At 71.2% G+C, this 19249-nt stretch carries 14 protein-coding genes; 8 read left to right on the forward strand and 6 right to left on the reverse strand.

Annotation, left to right across the window (positions count from 1 at the left end):
- Positions 1-34: 34 nt before the first annotated feature.
- Positions 35-1081 (reverse strand): S66 family peptidase, encoded by a 1047-nt coding sequence (locus tag ACWGKT_RS09340; protein WP_453273104.1) that lies wholly within the window; start codon positions 1079-1081, stop codon positions 35-37.
- A 101-nt stretch (positions 1082-1182) separates the two neighbouring features.
- On the opposite strand from ACWGKT_RS09340, the gene aroQ reads away from it, so the two are divergent.
- Positions 1183-1656: a type II 3-dehydroquinate dehydratase gene (aroQ, locus tag ACWGKT_RS09345; RefSeq protein ID WP_235456601.1), complete on the forward strand. Its 474-nt coding sequence runs from the start codon at positions 1183-1185 to the stop codon at positions 1654-1656.
- A gap of 437 nt (positions 1657-2093) precedes the next feature.
- On the opposite strand, the gene ACWGKT_RS09350 is transcribed toward aroQ, so the two are convergent.
- Positions 2094-2750 (reverse strand): MBL fold metallo-hydrolase, encoded by a 657-nt coding sequence (locus tag ACWGKT_RS09350; RefSeq protein ID WP_235456603.1) that lies wholly within the window; start codon positions 2748-2750, stop codon positions 2094-2096.
- A 90-nt stretch (positions 2751-2840) separates the two neighbouring features.
- Complete coding sequence (locus ACWGKT_RS09355; RefSeq protein WP_453273105.1) at positions 2841-3530, reverse strand: maleylpyruvate isomerase family mycothiol-dependent enzyme; 690 nt, start codon at positions 3528-3530, stop codon at positions 2841-2843.
- Positions 3531-3753: 223 nt separating this feature from the next.
- Between ACWGKT_RS09355 and uvrA the strand changes: the two genes are divergently transcribed.
- Complete coding sequence (uvrA, locus tag ACWGKT_RS09360; protein ID WP_356153743.1) at positions 3754-6792, forward strand: excinuclease ABC subunit UvrA; 3039 nt, start codon at positions 3754-3756, stop codon at positions 6790-6792.
- Positions 6793-6882: 90 nt separating this feature from the next.
- On the opposite strand, the gene ACWGKT_RS09365 is transcribed toward uvrA, so the two are convergent.
- Complete coding sequence (locus ACWGKT_RS09365) at positions 6883-7794, reverse strand: carbohydrate kinase family protein (protein WP_453273106.1); 912 nt, start codon at positions 7792-7794, stop codon at positions 6883-6885.
- A complete protein-coding gene (locus ACWGKT_RS09370) occupies positions 7791-8900 on the reverse strand; it encodes a LacI family DNA-binding transcriptional regulator (RefSeq protein WP_453273107.1) in 1110 nt (369 codons plus the stop codon). The genes ACWGKT_RS09365 and ACWGKT_RS09370 overlap by 4 nt, the downstream gene beginning before the upstream one ends.
- Positions 8901-9084: 184 nt before the next feature.
- Here ACWGKT_RS09370 and ACWGKT_RS09375 point away from each other — a divergent pair, with 184 nt between their 5' ends.
- Positions 9085-9513 carry a Rieske (2Fe-2S) protein gene (locus ACWGKT_RS09375; RefSeq protein ID WP_453273108.1) on the forward strand — a complete coding sequence of 143 codons (429 nt, stop codon included), beginning with the start codon at positions 9085-9087 and terminating at the stop codon, positions 9511-9513.
- Positions 9514-9556: 43 nt separating this feature from the next.
- Here the strand turns inward: ACWGKT_RS09375 and ACWGKT_RS09380 are convergent, their stop codons facing one another.
- Positions 9557-10504 carry a hypothetical protein gene (locus ACWGKT_RS09380; RefSeq protein ID WP_453273109.1) on the reverse strand — a complete coding sequence of 316 codons (948 nt, stop codon included), beginning with the start codon at positions 10502-10504 and terminating at the stop codon, positions 9557-9559.
- Positions 10505-10807: 303 nt separating this feature from the next.
- Between ACWGKT_RS09380 and uvrC the strand changes: the two genes are divergently transcribed.
- The 5 genes from uvrC to ACWGKT_RS09405 all read left to right on the forward strand — a co-directional run bounded on the left by uvrC (position 10808) and on the right by ACWGKT_RS09405 (position 19119).
- Positions 10808-12946 carry an excinuclease ABC subunit UvrC gene (gene uvrC, locus ACWGKT_RS09385; RefSeq protein WP_356153728.1) on the forward strand — a complete coding sequence of 713 codons (2139 nt, stop codon included), beginning with the start codon at positions 10808-10810 and terminating at the stop codon, positions 12944-12946.
- The gene (rapZ, locus tag ACWGKT_RS09390; RefSeq protein WP_356153726.1) at positions 12943-13944 is read left to right on the forward strand and encodes an RNase adapter RapZ; all 1002 of its coding nucleotides are present in this window, start codon (positions 12943-12945) and stop codon (positions 13942-13944) included. Before uvrC ends, rapZ begins: the two co-directional genes overlap by 4 nt.
- Complete coding sequence (locus ACWGKT_RS09395; protein WP_453273110.1) at positions 13941-15035, forward strand: gluconeogenesis factor YvcK family protein; 1095 nt, start codon at positions 13941-13943, stop codon at positions 15033-15035. The genes rapZ and ACWGKT_RS09395 overlap by 4 nt, the downstream gene beginning before the upstream one ends.
- A complete protein-coding gene (gene whiA, locus ACWGKT_RS09400) occupies positions 15026-16015 on the forward strand; it encodes a DNA-binding protein WhiA (protein ID WP_453273111.1) in 990 nt (329 codons plus the stop codon). The genes ACWGKT_RS09395 and whiA overlap by 10 nt, the downstream gene beginning before the upstream one ends.
- 149 nt (positions 16016-16164) lie before the next feature.
- Positions 16165-19119 carry a M14 family zinc carboxypeptidase gene (locus ACWGKT_RS09405; protein WP_453273112.1) on the forward strand — a complete coding sequence of 985 codons (2955 nt, stop codon included), beginning with the start codon at positions 16165-16167 and terminating at the stop codon, positions 19117-19119.
- The last annotated feature ends 130 nt before the right edge of the window (positions 19120-19249 follow it).

The following is a 19249-nucleotide window of genomic DNA, read 5'->3' on the forward strand; positions in this document are numbered from 1 at the left end:
TGGGTTACGGGGGCGCGCGGTGGTGAGGCGATCTTCAGTAGGTGACGGTGATGCGCCGGGCCGGGCCGTCGACGCGGATCGTGCCGCCGTACGGGAGGACGAGTTGGGGATCGGTGTGGCCGAAGTCCACATCGAAGACGGCCGGCATGTCGGGGGCGTACGTCTTCAACGCGCGCTGCACGGCCTCGCGCTGCTCGGTGGCGTAACGCGCCGCTTCCTCGGGACTGTTGGGCTGTTCGAAGGACCAGGTCTTGGCCCGGGCCATCAGCAATGCGGAGAACCGCTGCAGCAGGCCGCGCTCGCCGAGGTTCCGCAGGGTTCGGAAGACCTCCGCGCCGCTCGGCAGTTCCTCCGACGTCTCCAGGAACAGGACGCCGCCGTCGTACTCGCCGAGGTCGTGCGCGATCTCGCGGTCGGCCATCAGCAACCACCCGAGGATCTCCAGGTTTCCGCCCCAGCCGCGGCCCTCGACCACCCGGTCCGCGTTCAGCCAGGTCCATCCGGTGCCGGGTCGGGTCTCGGGTTCCGCGTCGAAGGTCGCAGGATCGGCCCAGTCGCGGTTGACGTCGTTCCAGCGCTCGGCGGGCCGGAGTTCGTACGCGCCGGAGGTGAACAAGGCTGCCCTGAGTGACTCGGCGGTGTGCGGGTTCAGGGCGCCGGGGCGGCCCAGCTCGCACATCACCGTCGCTCCGTGATAGCCGACGATCCCGGTGTTGCGCAGGAACATGAGCAGGTTCGTGTTGTCGCTCATTCCGAAGAACGGCTTCGGGTTCGCCCGGATCAGCTCCCGGTCCAGCAGCGGCAGCACCGTGATCTGGTCGTCGCCACCGATCGTGGCGATGACCGCCTTGATCTCCGCGTCGGCGAACGCCGCGTGGATGTCGTCGGCGCGCTCCTGCGGTGTCGCGCCCATCTTCCGGGTCGTCGGATACTCGACCGGTTCCAGTCCGTACTCCTCGCGCAGCCGCCGCAGGCCCAGTTCGTGGGGGCGCGGGAAGAGCCCGGGCAGGCCGGACGAGGGCGAGATGACGGCGATGCGGTCGCCGGGCGCGGGCTTGGGAGGGTACGAAGGCAGGGTCATGGCCGGAGCGTAGGGCCCCTCGCCCGGCCGCCGCACCGTGATAAACCGGGTCTGAGCAGCGGTCCCGCACCGACCGCGCACCCGAACGGACCGGAGGAACCGTGCCCCGCACCCTGGCCAACGCCCCGATCATGATCCTCAACGGGCCCAACCTGAACCTGCTCGGCCAGCGCCAGCCGGAGATCTACGGCAAGGACACGCTCACCGACGTCGAGGTGCTGTGTGCCGCGGCAGCGGCCGTGCACGGGGGCACGGTGGACTTCCGGCAGTCCAACCACGAGGGCGAGTTGGTGGACTGGATCCACGAGGCGCGGCTCGGCCACTGCGGGATCATCATCAACCCCGGTGCCTACTCGCACACGTCGGTCGCGATTCTGGACGCGCTCAACGCCTGCGACGGGATGCCGGTGCTGGAGGTCCACATCTCCAACATCCACCGGCGTGAGTCGTTCCGGCACCACTCGTACGTCTCCCTGCGCGCCGACGGCGTCATCGCGGGGTGCGGCGTGCAAGGGTACGTGTTCGCCGTGGAGCGGGTCGCGGCGCTGGTGGGGGCCGCGCAGGCCGACGCCTAGGGTGTGCGCGGACGACCGGGCTTGCGCCTGGGCCGCCGGCCGAGGGCGGGGATCGGAAGGCCGGCGGCCCCTACCGCTCAGGAGCCGTCATCCTGCGCGGGGCTGCTTCCAGTTGACTGCGCACCGACGGCCCAGGGGAGCGCGCACGGACCACCGGCGCGTGTGAACGATTCACACGGGGCGCGCACAACGAGCCCACGCGGGGCGTGCGTTCAGAGTGCGCGCCGGGCACGCGCGCTCTGCTCCCGCGCGTGTGTCTCCCGCGCCGGTTCACCGCCCGCGCGCGGGTCTCCCGCGTCTGCCGACCACGCGCGCCCTGTCCACTGCGCGGACCCGTTCACTGTGCGGACCCGTTCACTGTGCGGACCCGTTCACTGCGCGCCCCCGTTCACTGCGCGCCCGCTCACCACGCGTACCCCTTCAGCACCCGCTCCCGTTCACCACCCGCGCGCGTGCCACTCCGGCAGGTGCGGTCGCTCCGCGCCGAGCGTGGTGTCGTTGCCGTGGCCCGGGTAGACCCAGGTCTCGTCCGGCAGTGCCTCGAAGATCTTCGTCTCGACGTCGTGGATCAGGCTGGCGAACGCCTTCGGGTCCTTGCGCGTGTTGCCCACGCCGCCGGGGAACAGGCAGTCCCCGGTGAAGACGTGCGGGTGGCCGTGCGGGTCGTCGTAGACCAGCGCGATGGACCCCGGCGTGTGCCCGACGAGATGGCGCGCGGTGAGCTCGACGCGCCCCACCCGGATGACGTCCCCGTCGTCGACGAGGACGTCGGTCGGCACCGGGATGCCGGGGGCGTCGTCCCGGCCCGCGTACGTCCGGGCACCCGTGGCCGCCACGACCTCGGCGAGCGCCTGCCAGTGGTCACCGTGCTGGTGGGTGGTGACGACGGACGCGATGCCGTCGTCACCGATCATGCCCAGCAGTGCCCGCGCCTCGTTGGCGGCGTCGATCAGAAGCTGTTCGTCCGTGGCCCGGCAGCGCAGCAGATAGGCGTTGTTGTCCATCGGACCGACCGCGATCTTGGTGATCATCAGGTCCTTCAGCTCGTGCACGTCCGCCGGTCCGCCGACCGTCACTTCGCCGCTGTACGTCATGACGATCAGCCTATAGCGGGGGAACGACCCGGGTGCTGTACCCGTGCTGCACAGGTACTGCAGGCGTACTGCACGAGCAGTGGCGGCGCGCTAGAGCGGAGGCAGCGCCGGCAGCGCACCGCCCTTCACCGTCAGCCCGGACCCGTCGCGACGCCCGGAGAGCCAGCCGAGCAGCTCGGCGGCCGGCCCCTCGACCGCGACCGGGTCGACCTCGGCACCGCCGCCGGTGGTCCAGATCCGGCCGTCCTCGCTGGTCAGGCTGATCGAGGGCACGGCCTCGTGCCCGCCGAAGCGTTCCGTGAGGAAGCCGATCTCCCGCTCCACGAACTCCGCCGGAAGATCCTCCAGCTCGTAGCCGATGCCGAGGTCCACGTGGTGCAGATCGACCTCGACCCAGCGCCGGAACGGCACCCGGGACGCCGAGTCGGTGACCCCGTTGCGCAGCTCCACCGTGCGCGACCAGTCCGCCGGCGCGGCCCCGGTCTCCTGGAAGCCGGCGGCGGTCTCGCGCAGGTCGGCGAGCTGGACGTCGAGGGGGCGCGGGGCGTCCCGCTCGATGTCGGCGTCCCGGGCCTGTGCGGACGCGTACATGGGACGCCCCTGGAGCACGTTCACGAGCGCGTCCGCGTTACGGGCGAGGTGGGCGAGGACGTGGCCGCGGGTCCAGCCGGGCAACCGTGACGGCTCGGCGACGGAGGCGTTGTCCATTTTGGTGACTGCGGTCAGGAGGCGTTCGGTCGCGTCACGTACAGACGCCAGGTCACGCGCGTGATCAATCATGGGGCCGACCCTAGCTCCGCCACTCCTTCGGGTGAAGGTGGTGGACCGCCACCGCAAATCGAATGCGCGTGCTATATGGTCGAGGGCGGCGTCGGGCATGCTGGATGGCCGGGGATTGTTGTGGAACCTGGAATCCGACCGGCGTTGTCAGTGGCTCCCCCTAGTCTGAAGACGCACGGGGGCCCCGCCCCTGTCGCTTCTCTCAAGAAAGGTGCGGACCGGCGTGGCCGACCGTCTCATCGTCCGTGGCGCGCGCGAGCACAACCTCAAGAATGTCTCGCTCGACCTGCCGCGCGACTCGCTCATCGTCTTCACGGGCCTGTCTGGGTCGGGCAAGTCCTCGCTGGCCTTCGACACGATCTTCGCCGAGGGGCAGCGGCGCTACGTGGAGTCGCTCTCCTCGTACGCCCGCCAGTTCCTCGGCCAGATGGACAAGCCGGACGTCGACTTCATCGAGGGCCTGTCGCCCGCGGTGTCCATCGACCAGAAGTCGACCTCGCGCAACCCGCGCTCGACGGTCGGCACGATCACCGAGGTCTACGACTACCTGCGTCTGCTCTTCGCGCGCATCGGCAAGCCGCACTGTCCCGAGTGCGGCCGCCCGATCTCGCGCCAGTCGCCGCAGGCCATCGTCGACAAGGTCCTGGAGCTGCCGGAGGGGAGCCGCTTCCAGGTGCTGTCGCCGCTGGTGCGCGAGCGCAAGGGCGAGTTCGTCGACCTGTTCGCGGACCTCCAGACCAAGGGCTACAGCCGCGCGCGGGTGGACGGCCAGACGATCCAGCTCTCCGAGCCGCCCACGCTCAAGAAGCAGGAGAAGCACACCATCGAGGTGGTCGTGGACCGCCTGACGGTGAAGGGCTCCGCCAAGCGCCGTCTCACCGACTCCGTGGAGACCGCCCTCGGTCTGTCCGGTGGCATGGTCGTGCTCGACTTCGTCGACCTCCCCGAGGACGACCCCGAGCGCGAGCGCATGTACTCGGAGCACCTGTACTGCCCGTACGACGACCTCTCCTTCGAGGAGCTGGAGCCCCGCTCCTTCTCCTTCAACTCGCCCTTCGGCGCCTGCCCCGAGTGCACCGGCATCGGCACGCGCATGGAGGTCGACCCGGAGCTGATCGTCCCGGACGAGGACAAGTCCCTCGACGAGGGCGCCATCCACCCCTGGTCGCACGGTCACACCAAGGACTACTTCGGCCGTCTGATCGGCGCCCTCGCGGACGCCCTGGGCTTCCGGACCGACATCCCCTTCGCGGGCCTGCCGCAGCGCGCCAAGAAGGCCCTGCTCTACGGCCACAAGACGCAGATCGAGGTCCGCTACCGCAACCGGTACGGGCGCGAGCGCGTGTACACCACGCCCTTCGAGGGAGCGGTGCCGTTCGTCAAGCGCCGGCACAGCGAGTCCGAGAGCGACGCCAGCCGCGAGCGCTTCGAGGGCTATATGCGTGAGGTGCCCTGCCCGACGTGTCAGGGCACGCGTCTGAAGCCGCTCGTCCTCGCGGTCACGATCATGGAGAAGTCGATCGCCGAGGTCGCGGGCATGTCCATCAGCGACTGCGCGGACTTCCTGGGCGAACTCAAGCTCAACGCCCGCGACAAGAAGATCGCCGAGCGCGTGCTGAAAGAGGTCAACGAGCGGCTGCGGTTCCTGGTCGACGTCGGCCTGGACTACCTCTCCCTGAACCGCGCGGCCGGCACGCTCTCCGGCGGCGAGGCCCAGCGCATCCGCCTGGCCACCCAGATCGGCTCCGGCCTCGTCGGCGTGCTGTACGTCCTCGACGAGCCTTCCATCGGCCTGCACCAGCGTGACAACCACCGGCTGATCGAGACCCTGGTCCGGCTCCGCGACATGGGCAACACGCTCATCGTCGTCGAGCACGACGAGGACACCATCAAGGTCGCCGACTGGGTCGTCGACATCGGCCCCGGCGCGGGCGAGCACGGCGGCAAGGTCGTGCACAGCGGCTCCCTCAAGGAACTGCTGACCAACGCCGAGTCGCAGACCGGTCAGTATCTGTCCGGCAAGAAGTCGATCCCGCTGCCCGACATCCGGCGCCCGCAGGACCCCTCCCGTCGCCTCACGGTGCACGGCGCCCGCGAGAACAACCTGCAGGACATCGACGTGTCCTTCCCGCTGGGCGTCTTCACGGCCGTCACGGGTGTCTCCGGCTCCGGCAAGTCGACGCTGGTCAACGACATCCTGTACACACACCTGGCCCGCGAGCTGAACGGCGCGCGCAACGTCCCCGGGCGGCACACGCGCGTGGACGGCGACGACCTCGTCGACAAGGTCGTGCACGTCGACCAGTCGCCCATCGGCCGCACCCCGCGGTCCAACCCGGCGACGTACACCGGCGTCTTCGACCACATCCGCAAGCTGTTCGCCGAGACGACCGAGGCGAAGGTCCGCGGCTACCTGCCCGGCCGCTTCTCCTTCAACGTCAAGGGCGGCCGCTGCGAGAACTGCGCGGGCGACGGCACCATCAAGATCGAGATGAACTTCCTTCCGGACGTCTACGTCCCGTGCGAGGTCTGCCACGGAGCCCGGTACAACCGGGAGACGCTGGAGGTCCACTACAAGGGCAAGTCCATCTCCGAGGTCCTGAACATGCCGATCGAGGAGGCGACCGAGTTCTTCGAGGCCGTCCCGTCGATCGCCCGCCACCTGAACACGCTGAAGGACGTCGGCCTCGGCTACGTCCGCCTCGGCCAGTCCGCGACCACCCTGTCCGGCGGCGAGGCACAGCGCGTCAAGCTCGCCAGCGAACTGCAGAAGCGCTCCACCGGACGCACGGTCTACGTCCTGGACGAGCCGACCACCGGTCTGCACTTCGAGGACATCAGCAAGCTGCTGAAGGTCCTCGCCGGCCTCGTCGACAAGGGCAACACGGTCATCGTCATCGAGCACAACCTCGACGTGATCAAGACCGCCGACTGGGTCGTCGACATGGGGCCGGAGGGCGGCGCCGGCGGCGGACTCGTCGTCGCGGAGGGCACGCCCGAGGAGGTCGCCGCGGTACCGGCCAGTCACACCGGCAAGTTCCTGCGCGAGATCCTCGGCGCCGACCGGATCAGCGACGCGGCCTCGGTGAAGGCCCCGCGCAAGGCGGCGGCCAAGAAGACGGTCGCGGCCGGTTCGACGGCGCGGAAGACGGCCACGGCCCGGACGGCCAAGGCCGCCAACAACACGGCGACCTCGAAGGCCGCCGGGGCGACCAAGAAGGCGGCACCCGCGAAGAAGACGACACGGGCCCGCAAGGCGTGAGCCCAGCGACGCGCATGCCCTGACGCGTCCCGGAAGAACGAAGAACACGGCGCCCCGCGGCAACTGTCCGCGGGGCGCCGTGCGTTTCGGTCAGAACTCCCCGAGTTCGGCGGCGAACGGCGGCTCCGCCCCCGCCCGCGAGCAGGTGATCGCCGCCGCGCGGGCCGCGAACCTCAGTAGCCGGGTCCAGCCGTCGGCGCCCAGCCCCGCGAGCGCCTCGGGGGAGAGGGCGTCCTGGGCGGACAGACCGTGCAGCAGGGCCGCGTTCACCGTGTCGCCGGCCCCGATCGTGTCCACGACCTCGACCTTCTCGCCCGGCACGGAGTGCTCCGCACCGTCCCGGGTGAAGACGGTGAGGCCGTCGCCGCCCCGGGTGATCACCACGGCCGAGGGACCCGCGGCCAGCCACTCGCGCGGGGTGCCGCCCAGCCACTCGGCGTCCTCCGCGGAGAGCTTCAGCAGCGTCACCGAGGGCAGCCAGCCCTTGAAGCGCTCCCGGTAGGCGTCCGCGTCGGTAATGAGGCCCGCCCGGATGTTGGGGTCGAGCGCGGTGAACAGACCCTGCGCGGCGGCGCTCCGCATCAGCTCCTCATAGGCGCTCGCCCCCGGTTCCAGGACGAGCGAGCAGGTGCCGAAGGACACCGCGCGCGCCGTGGCGGGGAGGGCGGCGGGGGCCGTGAACAGGCGGTCGGCGGTGCCCTCGACGTAGAAGGAGTAGGCGGCCGAGCCGTTTCCGTCGACGGTGGCGACGGCGAGGGTGGTCGGTTCGTTGCCCCGCTGGACACCGGAGACGTCGACGCCCGCCCCGCGCAGCCCGTCGAGCAGGGCCTCACCGAAGGCGTCGTAGGACGTGCGGGAGCAGAAGGCGGTGGGGGAGCCGAGGCGGCCCAGGGCCAGGGCCGTGTTGTACGGTCCGCCGCCGAGCGCCGGCTTCAGGCCGGCGAGGGCACCCGTGCCCTGCGGTACCAGGTCGATCAGTGCCTCACCGGCGACGACGATCACGAGACGGTTCCTTTCCTGGGCTGTTCGGGTCGGTCGAGCTGCTCGCGCCCCGCGGACGCCGTGGGCCGCTCCGGGCAGCCGCACGAGGTCCGGTGGACGAAGGCGCAGGGGAGCCGCACGGTCCGGGCGGGACCGTCCGGCGCGGCCAGACGGTCCAGCAGCACCCGCACGGCCTGCGCGCCGATCTCCCTGCTGGGCTGGGCGATCGCGGTGAGCCGGGGCGAAAACAGGTCCGCCCAGGCGAAGTCGTCGAAGCAGCACAGGGCGATGTCGTCCGGCACGGACAGGCCCCGCTCGCGCAGAGCCCTCAGGGCGCCGATGGTCATCGCGTTGTTGGCGGTGATGAGCGCCGTCGGCGGCGTGGCCAGGGACAGCAGGGCCGCCGTGGCCTGCTCGGCGCCGGTCGACGCGGAGTTGCCCGGCACGACGAGGCGTTCGTCGTACGGCAGCCCGGACGCGGCGAGGCCGTGCCGGTAGCCGGTGATCCTTTCACCGGTGGTGCTCAGCCCGGGCAGGCCGGCGACCAGGCCGATCCTGCGGTGGCCGAGGCCGGAGAGGTGGGTGACGAGCTGAGCCATCGGTTCGGTGCTCTCGGCGCACACCTGGTCGAAGCGCGCTCCGCCGTCGACGCCCACGTCGCCGTCGGCGTCGGCGTGGGCGTCGACCACCCGGTCCAGGAACACGGTCGGCACGCAGTGGCGGCCCAGGTAGGCGAGGAGCCCGCGTGGGTCCGCGGACGGGGCGACGATCATGCCGTCCACGCGTCGCTCGTGGAGCAGCTGGACGACCTTGCGTTCGTGCTCGGGGTCGTCGTGCGGGTCGGCGATGAGCAGGCTGTAGCCCTCTTCCAGGGCACTGGCCTCGACACCCTGGAGGATCTCCGTGAAGTACGGATTGCTGATCGCCGACACCGCGAGCCCGATGGAGCGGGTGCGGGAGGTCACCAGGGAGCGGGCCAGGGTGTTGGGCGTGTAGCCGAGCTCGTCGATCGCGTCGAGCACCGCCTGGCGGGTGTGGGGCAGCACCGGGCGCGTGCCGTTCAGCACGTGGGAGACGGTCGCCACGGAGACTCCGGCGCTCCGTGCGACGTCGGCCATGGTGGGCATCGCGTTGTCTCCCTGCGCCGCGGTGGGGGCCTTCTGGCCGGGACGGTATCCCATTCGGCGCCCGACGTAAACGATTGCGCAAACGTTTACGGGCCACCCCACCCTCGTCCCCACCCGGCACCCGGCGGGCGGACCGCCCCCGGGTATCGTCGGCCTGCACCGCCCCCGACCAGTGGAGACCCTGATGCCCGGCCGATCCCCCGCGAGCCGTCGTACCGTCCTGCGCGGAGCCGCCGTGACTCCGCTCGCCGGACTCGGCCTGACCGCCTGCGCGGGAGTGGGAGGCGGCGTCACGGCCGACGCCACGCCGACCGGGCCGGTCGAGCTCGGGGCCGAGAGCGAGGTCGCGAAGGGCGGCGCCAAGCTGTACCGGGACCACAACGTGGTGGTCAGCCGGGACGGGAACGGCACCCTCAAGGCGTACAGCACGATCTGCACGCACGCGGGATGCGCCATCAACAAGCTGGAGGGCACGAAGCTGATCTGTCCGTGCCACGGGAGCGAGTTCGACGCCGCGACCGGAAAGGTGGTCCGGGCCCCGGCCACCGAGCCGCTGAACGAGCTGCCGGTCAAGGCCGCGAACGGGAAGCTCGTGGCGGGCCCGGGCGCCTGATCACCTCACCCGGCGCCGTCGTCGGCCCCGCGCGTCGGACCGGTCACTCCCAGTCCCAGCCGATGCCCACGATGCCGGGCCGGACCCGGGGCTCGACCAGGTGGACCGAGCGGTGCACCCCGCTCAGCGGCAGCTCCTGCCGGCCGCTGCGCGGAGCCGCCGCCGAGTGCTGGGCGAACCGGTGGCAGCGCGTCGGCAGCGCGGCGGGGTCGAAGCGCACCTGGAGCGCGTACTGGCCCCCGGGAAAGCCGAAGCCGCGGACGTACTCGCGCGAGATCCCGGCCGTGCCGTCCTCGACGCCGTACCGGAAGAGGAAAGTGTCACCGGACCGCAGCCGGGTGCCGAAGAGCAGCTCGGTGACGAGGACGCCCGTGTCCCGGTCCAGGCGGACGCGTCCCGTGCGGCAGTTCTCCAGGGCGTGCACCCGCATCCGCTCCGGCGCGCAGCCCGGGTCGCCGTGGTGGACGGCCACGAACCGGTCGACGCCGTCCCGGTGGGCCCGCACGATGTGGTGCGACTCGCGTCCGGCCAGCTCACGGCCGCCTCCGATGTGCACCCGCTCGTGGTGCCCGAGGGTGTGCAGGCCCCCGTCGAGGGACCAGCCGAGGTCGGCCAGGAGCCGGTCCAGGACGCCGGAGGCCTCGATCAGGGAGCGGTACGAGCGGACGGCCGGGCGCCGGGCGGCCGTGTGCTCGTCGGCCTCGGCGAGCAGCCGTATCAGCGACTCGTCCGGCAGCTGCAGGATCTCCTCCAGGGCCCGTACGGCCCGGAGCGACTCCGGGCGCTGCGGGCGCCGGGCGCCCTGCTGCCAGTAGCTCAGGCTGGTGACGCCCACCCGCACCCCGTACCGCGACAGATGGTGCTGCACCCGCTGGAGCGGCAGTCCGCGGGCGGCGATCGCGGCGCGCAGCGCTATGTGGAAGGGGCCGCCCCGCAGGGCCGTGTCCAGTTCCGCGGTGGCGACGTCAGCGTGCTGTGTGGCGTGCCGCATGCCGAGGGGCCTCTCTGTGAAGGTTCACTACGGTTGGTCAGACCGTTCGCGTGGTGCTTCGGGGCCACCCCGTCGGCGCCGGGGCGTCTGCGCAGCCGTACGCCGTATCCGGACGCCGTCGTTCACGGCCCGAGTTCCCCCGCATTGAAGCGTGTTGACCAAGCCCCGACAACACCTCGTGCCCAAGGGGGCCGCGCACCTGGCCGAGCCGCTACCCCTTCGCGCGGGGCCGCCCGCGCCCGGCTGTCCGGCGTTGTCCACAGGCCCGCCGGAGTGTCACCGCTCGCCAGTAGGGTGTGAGACATGGCCGACCCCTCCAGCTACCGCCCCAGGCCGGGAGAGATCCCGGACTCTCCCGGGGTCTACAGGTTCCGCGACGAGCACCGCCGGGTGATCTACGTCGGAAAGGCGAAGAGCCTGCGCCAGCGCCTGGCGAACTACTTCCAGGACCTGGCGAGCCTGCACCCGCGCACCCGGACGATGGTCACCACCGCCGCGTCCGTCGAGTGGACCGTCGTGTCCACCGAGGTCGAGGCGCTGCAGCTGGAGTACTCCTGGATCAAGGAGTTCGACCCCCGGTTCAACGTCAAGTACCGCGACGACAAGAGCTACCCGTACCTCGCGGTGACGATGAACGAGGAGTTCCCGCGCGTACAGGTGATGCGCGGTCACAAGAAGAAGGGCGTCCGGTATTTCGGCCCGTACGGGCACGCGTGGGCGATCCGCGACACGGTCGATCTGCTGCTGCGCGTCTTTCCCGTGCGCACCTGCTCGGCGGGTGTCTTCAAGAACGCCGCCCGCACCGGCCGCCCATGCCTGCTCGGCTACATCGGCAAGTGCTCCGCGCCCTGCGTGGGCCGGATCTCCGCCGAGGAACACCGCGAACTCGCCGAGGAGTTCAGCGACTTCATGGCCGGACGCACGGGCACGTACCTCCGCCGTCTCGAAAGGCAGATGACGGAGGCGGCCGAGGCGATGGAGTACGAGCGGGCCGCCCGCCTGCGCGACGACATCGGGGCCCTGAAGAAGGCCATGGAGAAGAGCGCGGTCGTGCTCGCCGACGCGACCGACGCCGACCTGATCGCGGTCGCCGAGGACGAGCTGGAGGCGGCCGTCCAGATCTTCCACGTGCGCGGCGGGCGGGTGCGCGGTCAGCGCGGCTGGGTGACCGACAAGGTCGAGGAGGTCACCACGGCCGCCCTCGTCGAGCACGCCCTCCAGCAGCTGTACGGCGAGGAGACCGGGGACGCCGTCCCCAAGGAGGTCCTGGTCCCGGCCCTGCCCGACCCCGTGGAGCCGGTGCAGGAGTGGCTGACCGGCCGACGCGGCTCGAACGTGTCGCTGCGCATCCCGCAGCGCGGCGACAAGCGGGCCCTGATGGAGACCGTCGAGCGCAACGCCCAGCAGTCCCTCGCCCTGCACAAGACCAAGCGCGCCTCCGACCTCACCACGCGCTCGCGCGCCCTGGAGGAGATCGCCGAGGCCCTGGACCTGGACAGCGCCCCGCTGCGGATCGAGTGCTACGACATCTCGCATCTCCAGGGCGACGACGTCGTGGCCTCCATGGTCGTCTTCGAGGACGGGCTGCAGCGCAAGAGCGAGTACCGCCGCTTCCAGATCAAGGGCTTCGAGGGGCAGGACGACGTCCGCTCCATGCACGAGGTGATCACCCGCCGCTTCCGGCGCTACCTCGCCGAGAAGGAGAGGACCGGCGAGTGGGTGGACGAGACCGGCTCGACCAACGGTCTCCAGGACGGTGACGGCTCGGCCGTCGGTCTCCAGGGCGGTGAAGGCTCGACGAACGGCGGCCTCCAGGACTCCGACGGCTCGACCAACGGCCTCAAGGACGACGACGGCCGTCCCCGGAAGTTCGCCTACCCGCCCCAGCTCGTCGTCGTCGACGGCGGGCAGCCGCAGGTCGCCGCTGCTCAGCGCGCCCTGGACGATCTCGGCATCGACGACATCGCTGTCTGCGGCCTCGCCAAGCGCCTGGAGGAGGTCTGGCTGCCGCGGGAGGACGACCCGGTGGTGCTGCCGCGCACCAGCGAGGGCCTGTATCTGCTGCAGCGTGTCCGCGACGAGGCCCACCGGTTCGCGATCACGTACCAGCGCACCAAGCGGGCCAAGCGCTTCCGGGCCGGTCCCCTGGACGCCGTGCCGGGCCTCGGCGAGACACGCAAACAGGCGTTGATCAAGCACTTCGGCTCGGTGAAGAAGCTGCGGTCCGCGACAATCGACCAGATCCAGGAGGTGCCCGGGATAGGCCGCAAGACGGCCGAGACCATCGCCGCGGCCCTCGCCCAGGCGGCTCCGGCCGCGCCCGCCGTGAACACGGCGACTGGAGAGATCATGGATGACGAGGAACCCGATACGACGGCGGGTTCCTCGGGGGAGCCCGTGACCGCGGGCACCCGGGACGAACGACGGGGGCAGGAGACATGACCGAGCACGACGCACAGCCCACAGCCGAGCGAGATCAGGCACCCAGGGAAACGGGAGAGGATCAGCCGCAGCAGGCGGTTCAGGAAAACGGAGACCAGGTGAGCACGGACACCACCCCGGCCGGGGTCCCCGAGGCGGCCATCCCCGAGCTGGTGATCATCTCCGGCATGTCCGGAGCCGGCCGGTCGACGGCGGCCAAGTGTCTGGAGGACCTCGGCTGGTTCGTCGTCGACAACCTGCCGCCCGCCCTGATCCCCACCATGGTGGAGCTCGGCGCCCGCTCCCAGGGCAACGTGGCGCGGATCGCGGTCGTCGTCGACGTACGCGGCCGCCGCTTCTTCGACAACCTGCGCGATTCCCTCGCGGACCTGGCGGCGAAGAGCGTCACGCGCCGCATCGTCTTCCTGGAGTCCTCCGACGAGGCCCTGGTGAGACGCTTCGAGTCGGTGCGCCGCCCGCACCCCCTCCAGGGCGACGGCCGCATCGTGGACGGCATCGCCGCCGAGCGCGAGCTGCTGCGCGAGCTGCGCGGCGACGCCGACCTGGTGATCGACACCTCCAGCCTCAACGTGCACGAGCTGCGGGCCAAGATGGACGCCCAGTTCGCCGGCGAGGAGGAGCCGGAGCTGCGGGCCACCGTGATGTCCTTCGGGTTCAAGTACGGCCTGCCGGTCGACGCCGACCTGGTCGCCGACATGCGGTTCCTGCCCAACCCGCACTGGGTTCCAGAGCTGCGCCCGTACAGCGGCCTCAACGAGGAGGTCGCCGCCTACGTCTTCAACCAGCCCGGAGCCAAGGAGTTCCTCGACCGCTACGCCGAGCTGCTGCGGCTGATCGCGGCCGGCTACCGGCGCGAGGGCAAGCGCTATGTGACCATCGCCATCGGCTGCACCGGCGGCAAGCACCGCTCGGTCGCCATGTCGGAGAAGCTCGCCGCGCGGCTCGCGGCCGAAGGCGTGGAGACGGTGGTCGTGCACCGGGACATGGGACGGGAATGACGCAACGCACTCCGCGGCTGGGCAGGCTGCGCCGGATGGTCCCCGAGGCACGCCCGGTCCGCACCGGGTCCGAGACCCGGACGGCCCGCCCGGTCGAGGCCCGCGGCGGCCGGGCACGCCGCCGCGGCGCTCAGCCCAAGGTGGTCGCCCTGGGCGGCGGCATGGGCCTGTCCGCCTCGCTCGCCGCGCTGCGCCGGATCACCGGCGACCTCACCGCCGTCGTCACCGTGGCCGACGACGGCGGCTCCAGCGGGCGCCTGCGTGACGAGCTGGGCGTGCTGCCGCCCGGCGACCTGCGCAAGGCGCTGGCCGCGCTGTGCGGCGACGACGACTGGGGCCAGACCTGGGCCCGGGTCATCCAGCACCGCTTCCACTCCAAGGGCGACCTGCACGACCACGCGGTCGGCAACCTGCTGATCGTCGCCCTGTGGGAGCAGCTCGGCGACCATGTGCAGGCCCTCGACCTGGTCGGCAAGCTGCTCGGCGCGCACGGGCGCGTGCTGCCCATGTCCGCCGTGCCGCTGGAGCTCCAGGCCCTGGTCAAGGGGCACGACCCGGAGCGGCCGGAGGAGGTGGACACCGTCCGCGGGCAGGCCACCGTCGCCCTGACCCCCGGCGAGGTGCAGTCTGTGCACCTGGTGCCGCACGACCCGCCCGCGGTCCCCGAGGCCGTCGCCGCGGTCCTGGACGCCGACTGGGTGGTCCTCGGCCCCGGTTCCTGGTTCTCCTCGGTCATCCCGCACCTGCTCGTGCCCGAGCTCCTGGACGCGCTCACGCAGACCAAGGCGCGCCGGGTGCTCTCGCTGAACCTCGCCCCGCAGCCCGGAGAAACCGAGGGCTTCTCCCCGCAGCGTCATTTGGAGGTTTTGGGGCGACACGCCCCTAAACTCGCCCTGGACGTGGTGCTGGCCGACGAGGCCGCGGTGCCCGACCGCGACTTGCTCACCGAGGCCGCCAAGCGGCTCGGAGCCGCGGTCGAGCTGGCGCCGGTGGCCCGGACCGACGGAAGCCCCCGGCACGACCCGGAGCTGCTGGCCGCCGCGTACGACCGTATTTTTCGGATGCATGGAAGGATCGGCCCATGGCGATGACGGCAGCGGTGAAGGACGAGATCTCCCGGCTCCCCGTCACCCGGACCTGCTGCAGGAAGGCGGAGGTTTCCGCCATCCTGCGGTTCGCCGGCGGCCTTCACCTGGTGAGCGGGCGCATCGTGATCGAGGCGGAGCTGGACACCGCGATGGCGGCCCGGCGGCTCAAGCGGGACATCCTGGAGATCTTCGGGCACAGTTCCGAGCTGATCGTGATGGCGCCCGGCGGGCTGCGCCGTGGCTCGCGCTACGTGGTGCGCGTGGTGGCGGGCGGCGACCAGCTGGCCCGCCAGACGGGTCTCGTCGACGGTCGCGGCCGGCCGATCCGGGGCCTGCCCCCGCAGGTGGTCTCCGGGGCCACCTGTGACGCGGAGGCGGCCTGGCGCGGGGCGTTCCTGGCGCACGGCTCGCTCACCGAGCCCGGCCGCTCCTCCTCCCTGGAGGTGACCTGCCCCGGTCCCGAGGCCGCGCTCGCGCTGGTCGGCGCCGCCCGCCGGCTGTCGATCGCCGCGAAGGCCCGCGAGGTGCGCGGAGTGGACCGGGTCGTCGTCCGCGACGGTGACGCGATCGGCGCCCTGCTGACCCGCCTCGGCGCGCACGAGTCCGTGCTCGCCTGGGAGGAGCGCCGGATGCGCCGCGAGGTCCGTGCCACGGCCAACCGGCTCGCCAACTTCGACGACGCCAACCTGCGCCGCTCCGCGCGCGCGGCCGTCGCCGCCGGTGCCCGCGTGCAGCGCGCTCTGGAGATCCTCGGCGACGAGGTCCCCGAGCACCTCGCGGCCGCCGGCCGGCTGCGCATGGAGCACAAGCAGGCCTCCCTGGAGGAGTTGGGCGCCCTCGCCGACCCGCCGCTGACCAAGGACGCCGTGGCGGGCCGGATCCGCCGACTGCTCGCGATGGCCGACAAGCGCGCCTCCGACCTGGGCATCCCGGGCACGGAGGCCAACCTCTCCGAGGAGTTCGCCGACAACCTGGCGGGGTGAGCGAAGCAGGACAACTGGCCGGTGCCGACGCCCGTTTGGGTGTCGGCACCGGCGTTCGTGTGTCTTTGAGGCGCTCTTGACTCGATCATGGACTGACATGAGCCTGGCAACCTGTTCGCCGCCGTGGCGGACCACCGCTAGGGGGGTTCATGAGACACAGAGCGAGATCGATCCTCGCTGTCGGCGCGCTCCTGCTCGGCGGAGCGAGCCTTGCGCCCATAGCCCAGGCGCAGAGCGGAAGTTCCTCCCCGTCCGACCCCGACGAGGTCAAGGTCTTCCGTGCCGAAGTCACCCAGAAGCAGGTACCCCTGCTGCTCCAGGCGGGCCAGGACGGCCACGAGTTGGACGAACGGCCGGCCGGGAACGGCCGGAGCGTCGTCGAGGTCTACCTCACCGACCAACAGGCCGGGAAACTGCGGAAGCAGGGCGTCGACCTCACCGAACACACGATTTCGGCCAAGGCCGAGGCGCGCGTCGAGGACGCCGCCCAGGGCGTGTTCCGCCCGTACGGCGGAAGCGGCGGTCTGGAGCAGGAGATCGTCGGCACCGGTCGGGCCCACCCGGATCTCACCAAGGTCGAGTCCATCGGCAGGACCGTCGACGGCCAGGACATCCTCGCGCTCAAACTGACCCGGAACGCGAAGAAGTCGAAGGACGGCTCGAAGCCCGCCGTGCTGTACGTGTCCAACCAGCACGCGCGCGAGTGGATCACGCCGGAGATGACCCGGCGTCTGATGCACTACTACCTGGACAACTACAAGACGGACAAGCGGATCAAGAAGATCGTCGACTCGACCGAGCTGTGGTTCGTCCTCTCGGCCAACCCCGACGGCTACGACTACACCTTCAAGAACTCCGACACCCGCCTGTGGCGCAAGAACCTCAGGGACGTCAACGGCGACGGTGTCATCTCCACCGGCGACGGCGTCGACCTCAACCGCAACTTCGCCTACAAGTGGGGCTACGACGACGAGGGTTCGTCCCCCAACCCGACCAGCCAGACCTACCGGGGCGCGAGCCCCGGGTCCGAGCCGGAGACCCGGGCGCTGGACGCCTTCGAGAAGCGCGTCGGTTTCACGTACGGCATCAACTACCACTCGGCCGCCGAACTGCTCCTCTACGGCGTCGGCTGGCAGGTGGCCACCCCGACCCCGGACGACGTCCTGTACAGGGCGCTCGCCGGCACCCCCGAGCACTCCGCGGTCCCGGGCTACCACCCGCAGGTCTCCTCGGAGCTGTACACCACCAACGGCGAGGCGGACGGCCACGCGTCCAACGTCAACGGCATGTCGATGTTCACCCCCGAGATGTCGACCTGTCAGACCGCCTCGAACCTCGACCCGAACGACGCCTGGAAGGCCTCCGACTGCCAGTCGGTCTTCAACTTCCCCGACGACGAGAAGCTGATCCAGCAGGAGTTCCAGAAGAACGTCCCCTTCGCGCTCTCCGTCGCCGAGACCGCCGCCCACCCCGACCGGCCGGTCTCCTCGGTCGGCCTGAGCGCCGCCGACTTCACCCCGGCGACGTTCTCCACGTCGTACGCGCGCGGCGCCGACCAGCAGGTCTCGGTCGTCGTACGGAAGTCCGTGCGCGACAAGGAGCTCAAGTACCGCGTCAACGGCGGCCGTACGCAGGACCGGGCGCTGCGGCCCTGGAAGGGCGGCGAGACCTACGGCGGCGAGGACAACCTCTACTTCGACGAGTACCGGGCCAAGGTGCAGGACGGTGAGCCGGGCGACAAGGTCGAGGTGTGGTTCACCGGCCGGTCCACGGGCGGCAAGAAGGTCTCCAGCACGCACTTCACCTACACCGTCGCCGAACGGCCCCGCGCGGACACCCTCGTCGTCGCCGAGGAGGGCGCGGCCGCCACACAGGCCCAGAAGTACGTGGACGCGCTGAAGGCGAACGGCCGCAGGGCGATCGTCTGGGACGTCGCCACCCAGGGCGCGCCCGACGCGCTTGCCGTGCTCAAGTACTTCAGGACCGTCGTGCACTACTCGGGCGCGACCGGCCCCGGCAACGACACCCAGCTCCAACTGCGCGCCTACCTGAACGAGGGCGGCAGGCTGATCGAGGCCGGCGAACTGGCCGGCGGCAGCGTGAAACTCGCCGACGGCACCCCGTCGGACGACTTCAGCCAGTACTACCTGGGCGCCTACTCGCGCACCTCGACCCCCGGAGCCACCGGCTTCACCGGCTCCGGCAACCTCGACGGCTTCACCGGCGCCCTCGGCGACGCTCCCGGCAACGCGCTCGACAAGGCAGGGACCTACGGCGTCACCTCCGACGAGCTGTCCGTGGCCAAGTACCCGCAGTTCGCCAGCGCGGGCGCGGGCCAGTTCGCCGGAACAGTCAACCCGTACGGACCGTTCGCGGGCTCGGCCATGGCCGCCGCGGTCCACACCGACGACGCCTACAAGCGCCTGACCCGCACCATCGACCTGACCGGCGTCGGCGCAGCCGACAAGCCGACCCTGAGCACCCGGCTGCTGTGGGACACCGAGCCCGGCTACGACCACGCCGTGGTCGAGGCGCACACCGTCGGCGCCGACGACTGGACGACCCTCCCGGAGACGGGCGGCGCCACCAGCACCGCCGTCCCGGCGGAGTGCGGGGCCGGATTCCTGATCGGCGAGCACCCGTGGCTCAAGCACTATCTGACGCTCGCGGACAACGCCTGCGCGGCGACCGGGACCACCGGTTCCTGGAACAGCCTCACCGGCAGCTCCAGCGGCTGGCAGCAGGTCGGCTTCGACCTGAGCGCCTACGCGGGCAAGTCCGTCCAGGTCTCGATCAGCTACATCACCGACCCCGGCAGCGGCGGCCACGGCGTCCTCGCCGACGACGCCTCGCTCGTGGTCGGCGGCACGGCCAAGGAGACCGAGGGCTTCGAGTCGTCACTGGGTCCCTGGAGCGTGGCCGGACCGCCCGCCGGCAGCCCGGCGGTCCTGAAGGACTGGACCCGCACCGGAGTCCTGTTCAAGACGTACGGAGCGGTCACCACGAAGGACACGGTGCTGCTGGGCTTCGGCCTGGAGCAGGTCCCCGCGGCGGCCGACCGGACGGCACTGGTCAAGAAGGCGCTGGCGTCACTCGACAAGTGAGCCGACCCGCTCACGAACGAGTGACAACATCGCCGCAAGGCATCGTCATTTCCTGACATGGCGGGGCGATCAACCCCCCGAAGAATGGCGGTCCGTACCCCTACTGACGGGTACGGACCGCCCTGCCGCG

The organism is Streptomyces sp. NPDC054794 (genome assembly GCF_053611585.1).

Bases quoted from the DNA above. Each gene is read 5' to 3' on its own strand.
- ACWGKT_RS09340 (WP_453273104.1), bottom strand. From the start codon at position 1,081: ATGACCCTGCCTTCGTACCCTCCCAAGCCCGCGCCCGGCGACCGCATC.
- ACWGKT_RS09350 (WP_235456603.1), bottom strand. From the start codon at position 2,750: ATGACGTACAGCGGCGAAGTGACGGTCGGCGGACCGGCGGACGTGCAC.
- ACWGKT_RS09355 (WP_453273105.1), bottom strand. From the start codon at position 3,530: ATGATTGATCACGCGCGTGACCTGGCGTCTGTACGTGACGCGACCGAA.
- ACWGKT_RS09370 (WP_453273107.1), bottom strand. From the start codon at position 8,900: ATGCCCACCATGGCCGACGTCGCACGGAGCGCCGGAGTCTCCGTGGCG.
- ACWGKT_RS09375 (WP_453273108.1), top strand. From the start codon at position 9,085: ATGCCCGGCCGATCCCCCGCGAGCCGTCGTACCGTCCTGCGCGGAGCC.
- ACWGKT_RS09380 (WP_453273109.1), bottom strand. From the start codon at position 10,504: ATGCGGCACGCCACACAGCACGCTGACGTCGCCACCGCGGAACTGGAC.
- uvrC (WP_356153728.1), top strand. From the start codon at position 10,808: ATGGCCGACCCCTCCAGCTACCGCCCCAGGCCGGGAGAGATCCCGGAC.
- rapZ (WP_356153726.1), top strand. From the start codon at position 12,943: ATGACCGAGCACGACGCACAGCCCACAGCCGAGCGAGATCAGGCACCC.
- ACWGKT_RS09395 (WP_453273110.1), top strand. From the start codon at position 13,941: ATGACGCAACGCACTCCGCGGCTGGGCAGGCTGCGCCGGATGGTCCCC.
- whiA (WP_453273111.1), top strand. From the start codon at position 15,026: ATGGCGATGACGGCAGCGGTGAAGGACGAGATCTCCCGGCTCCCCGTC.
- ACWGKT_RS09405 (WP_453273112.1), top strand. From the start codon at position 16,165: ATGAGACACAGAGCGAGATCGATCCTCGCTGTCGGCGCGCTCCTGCTC.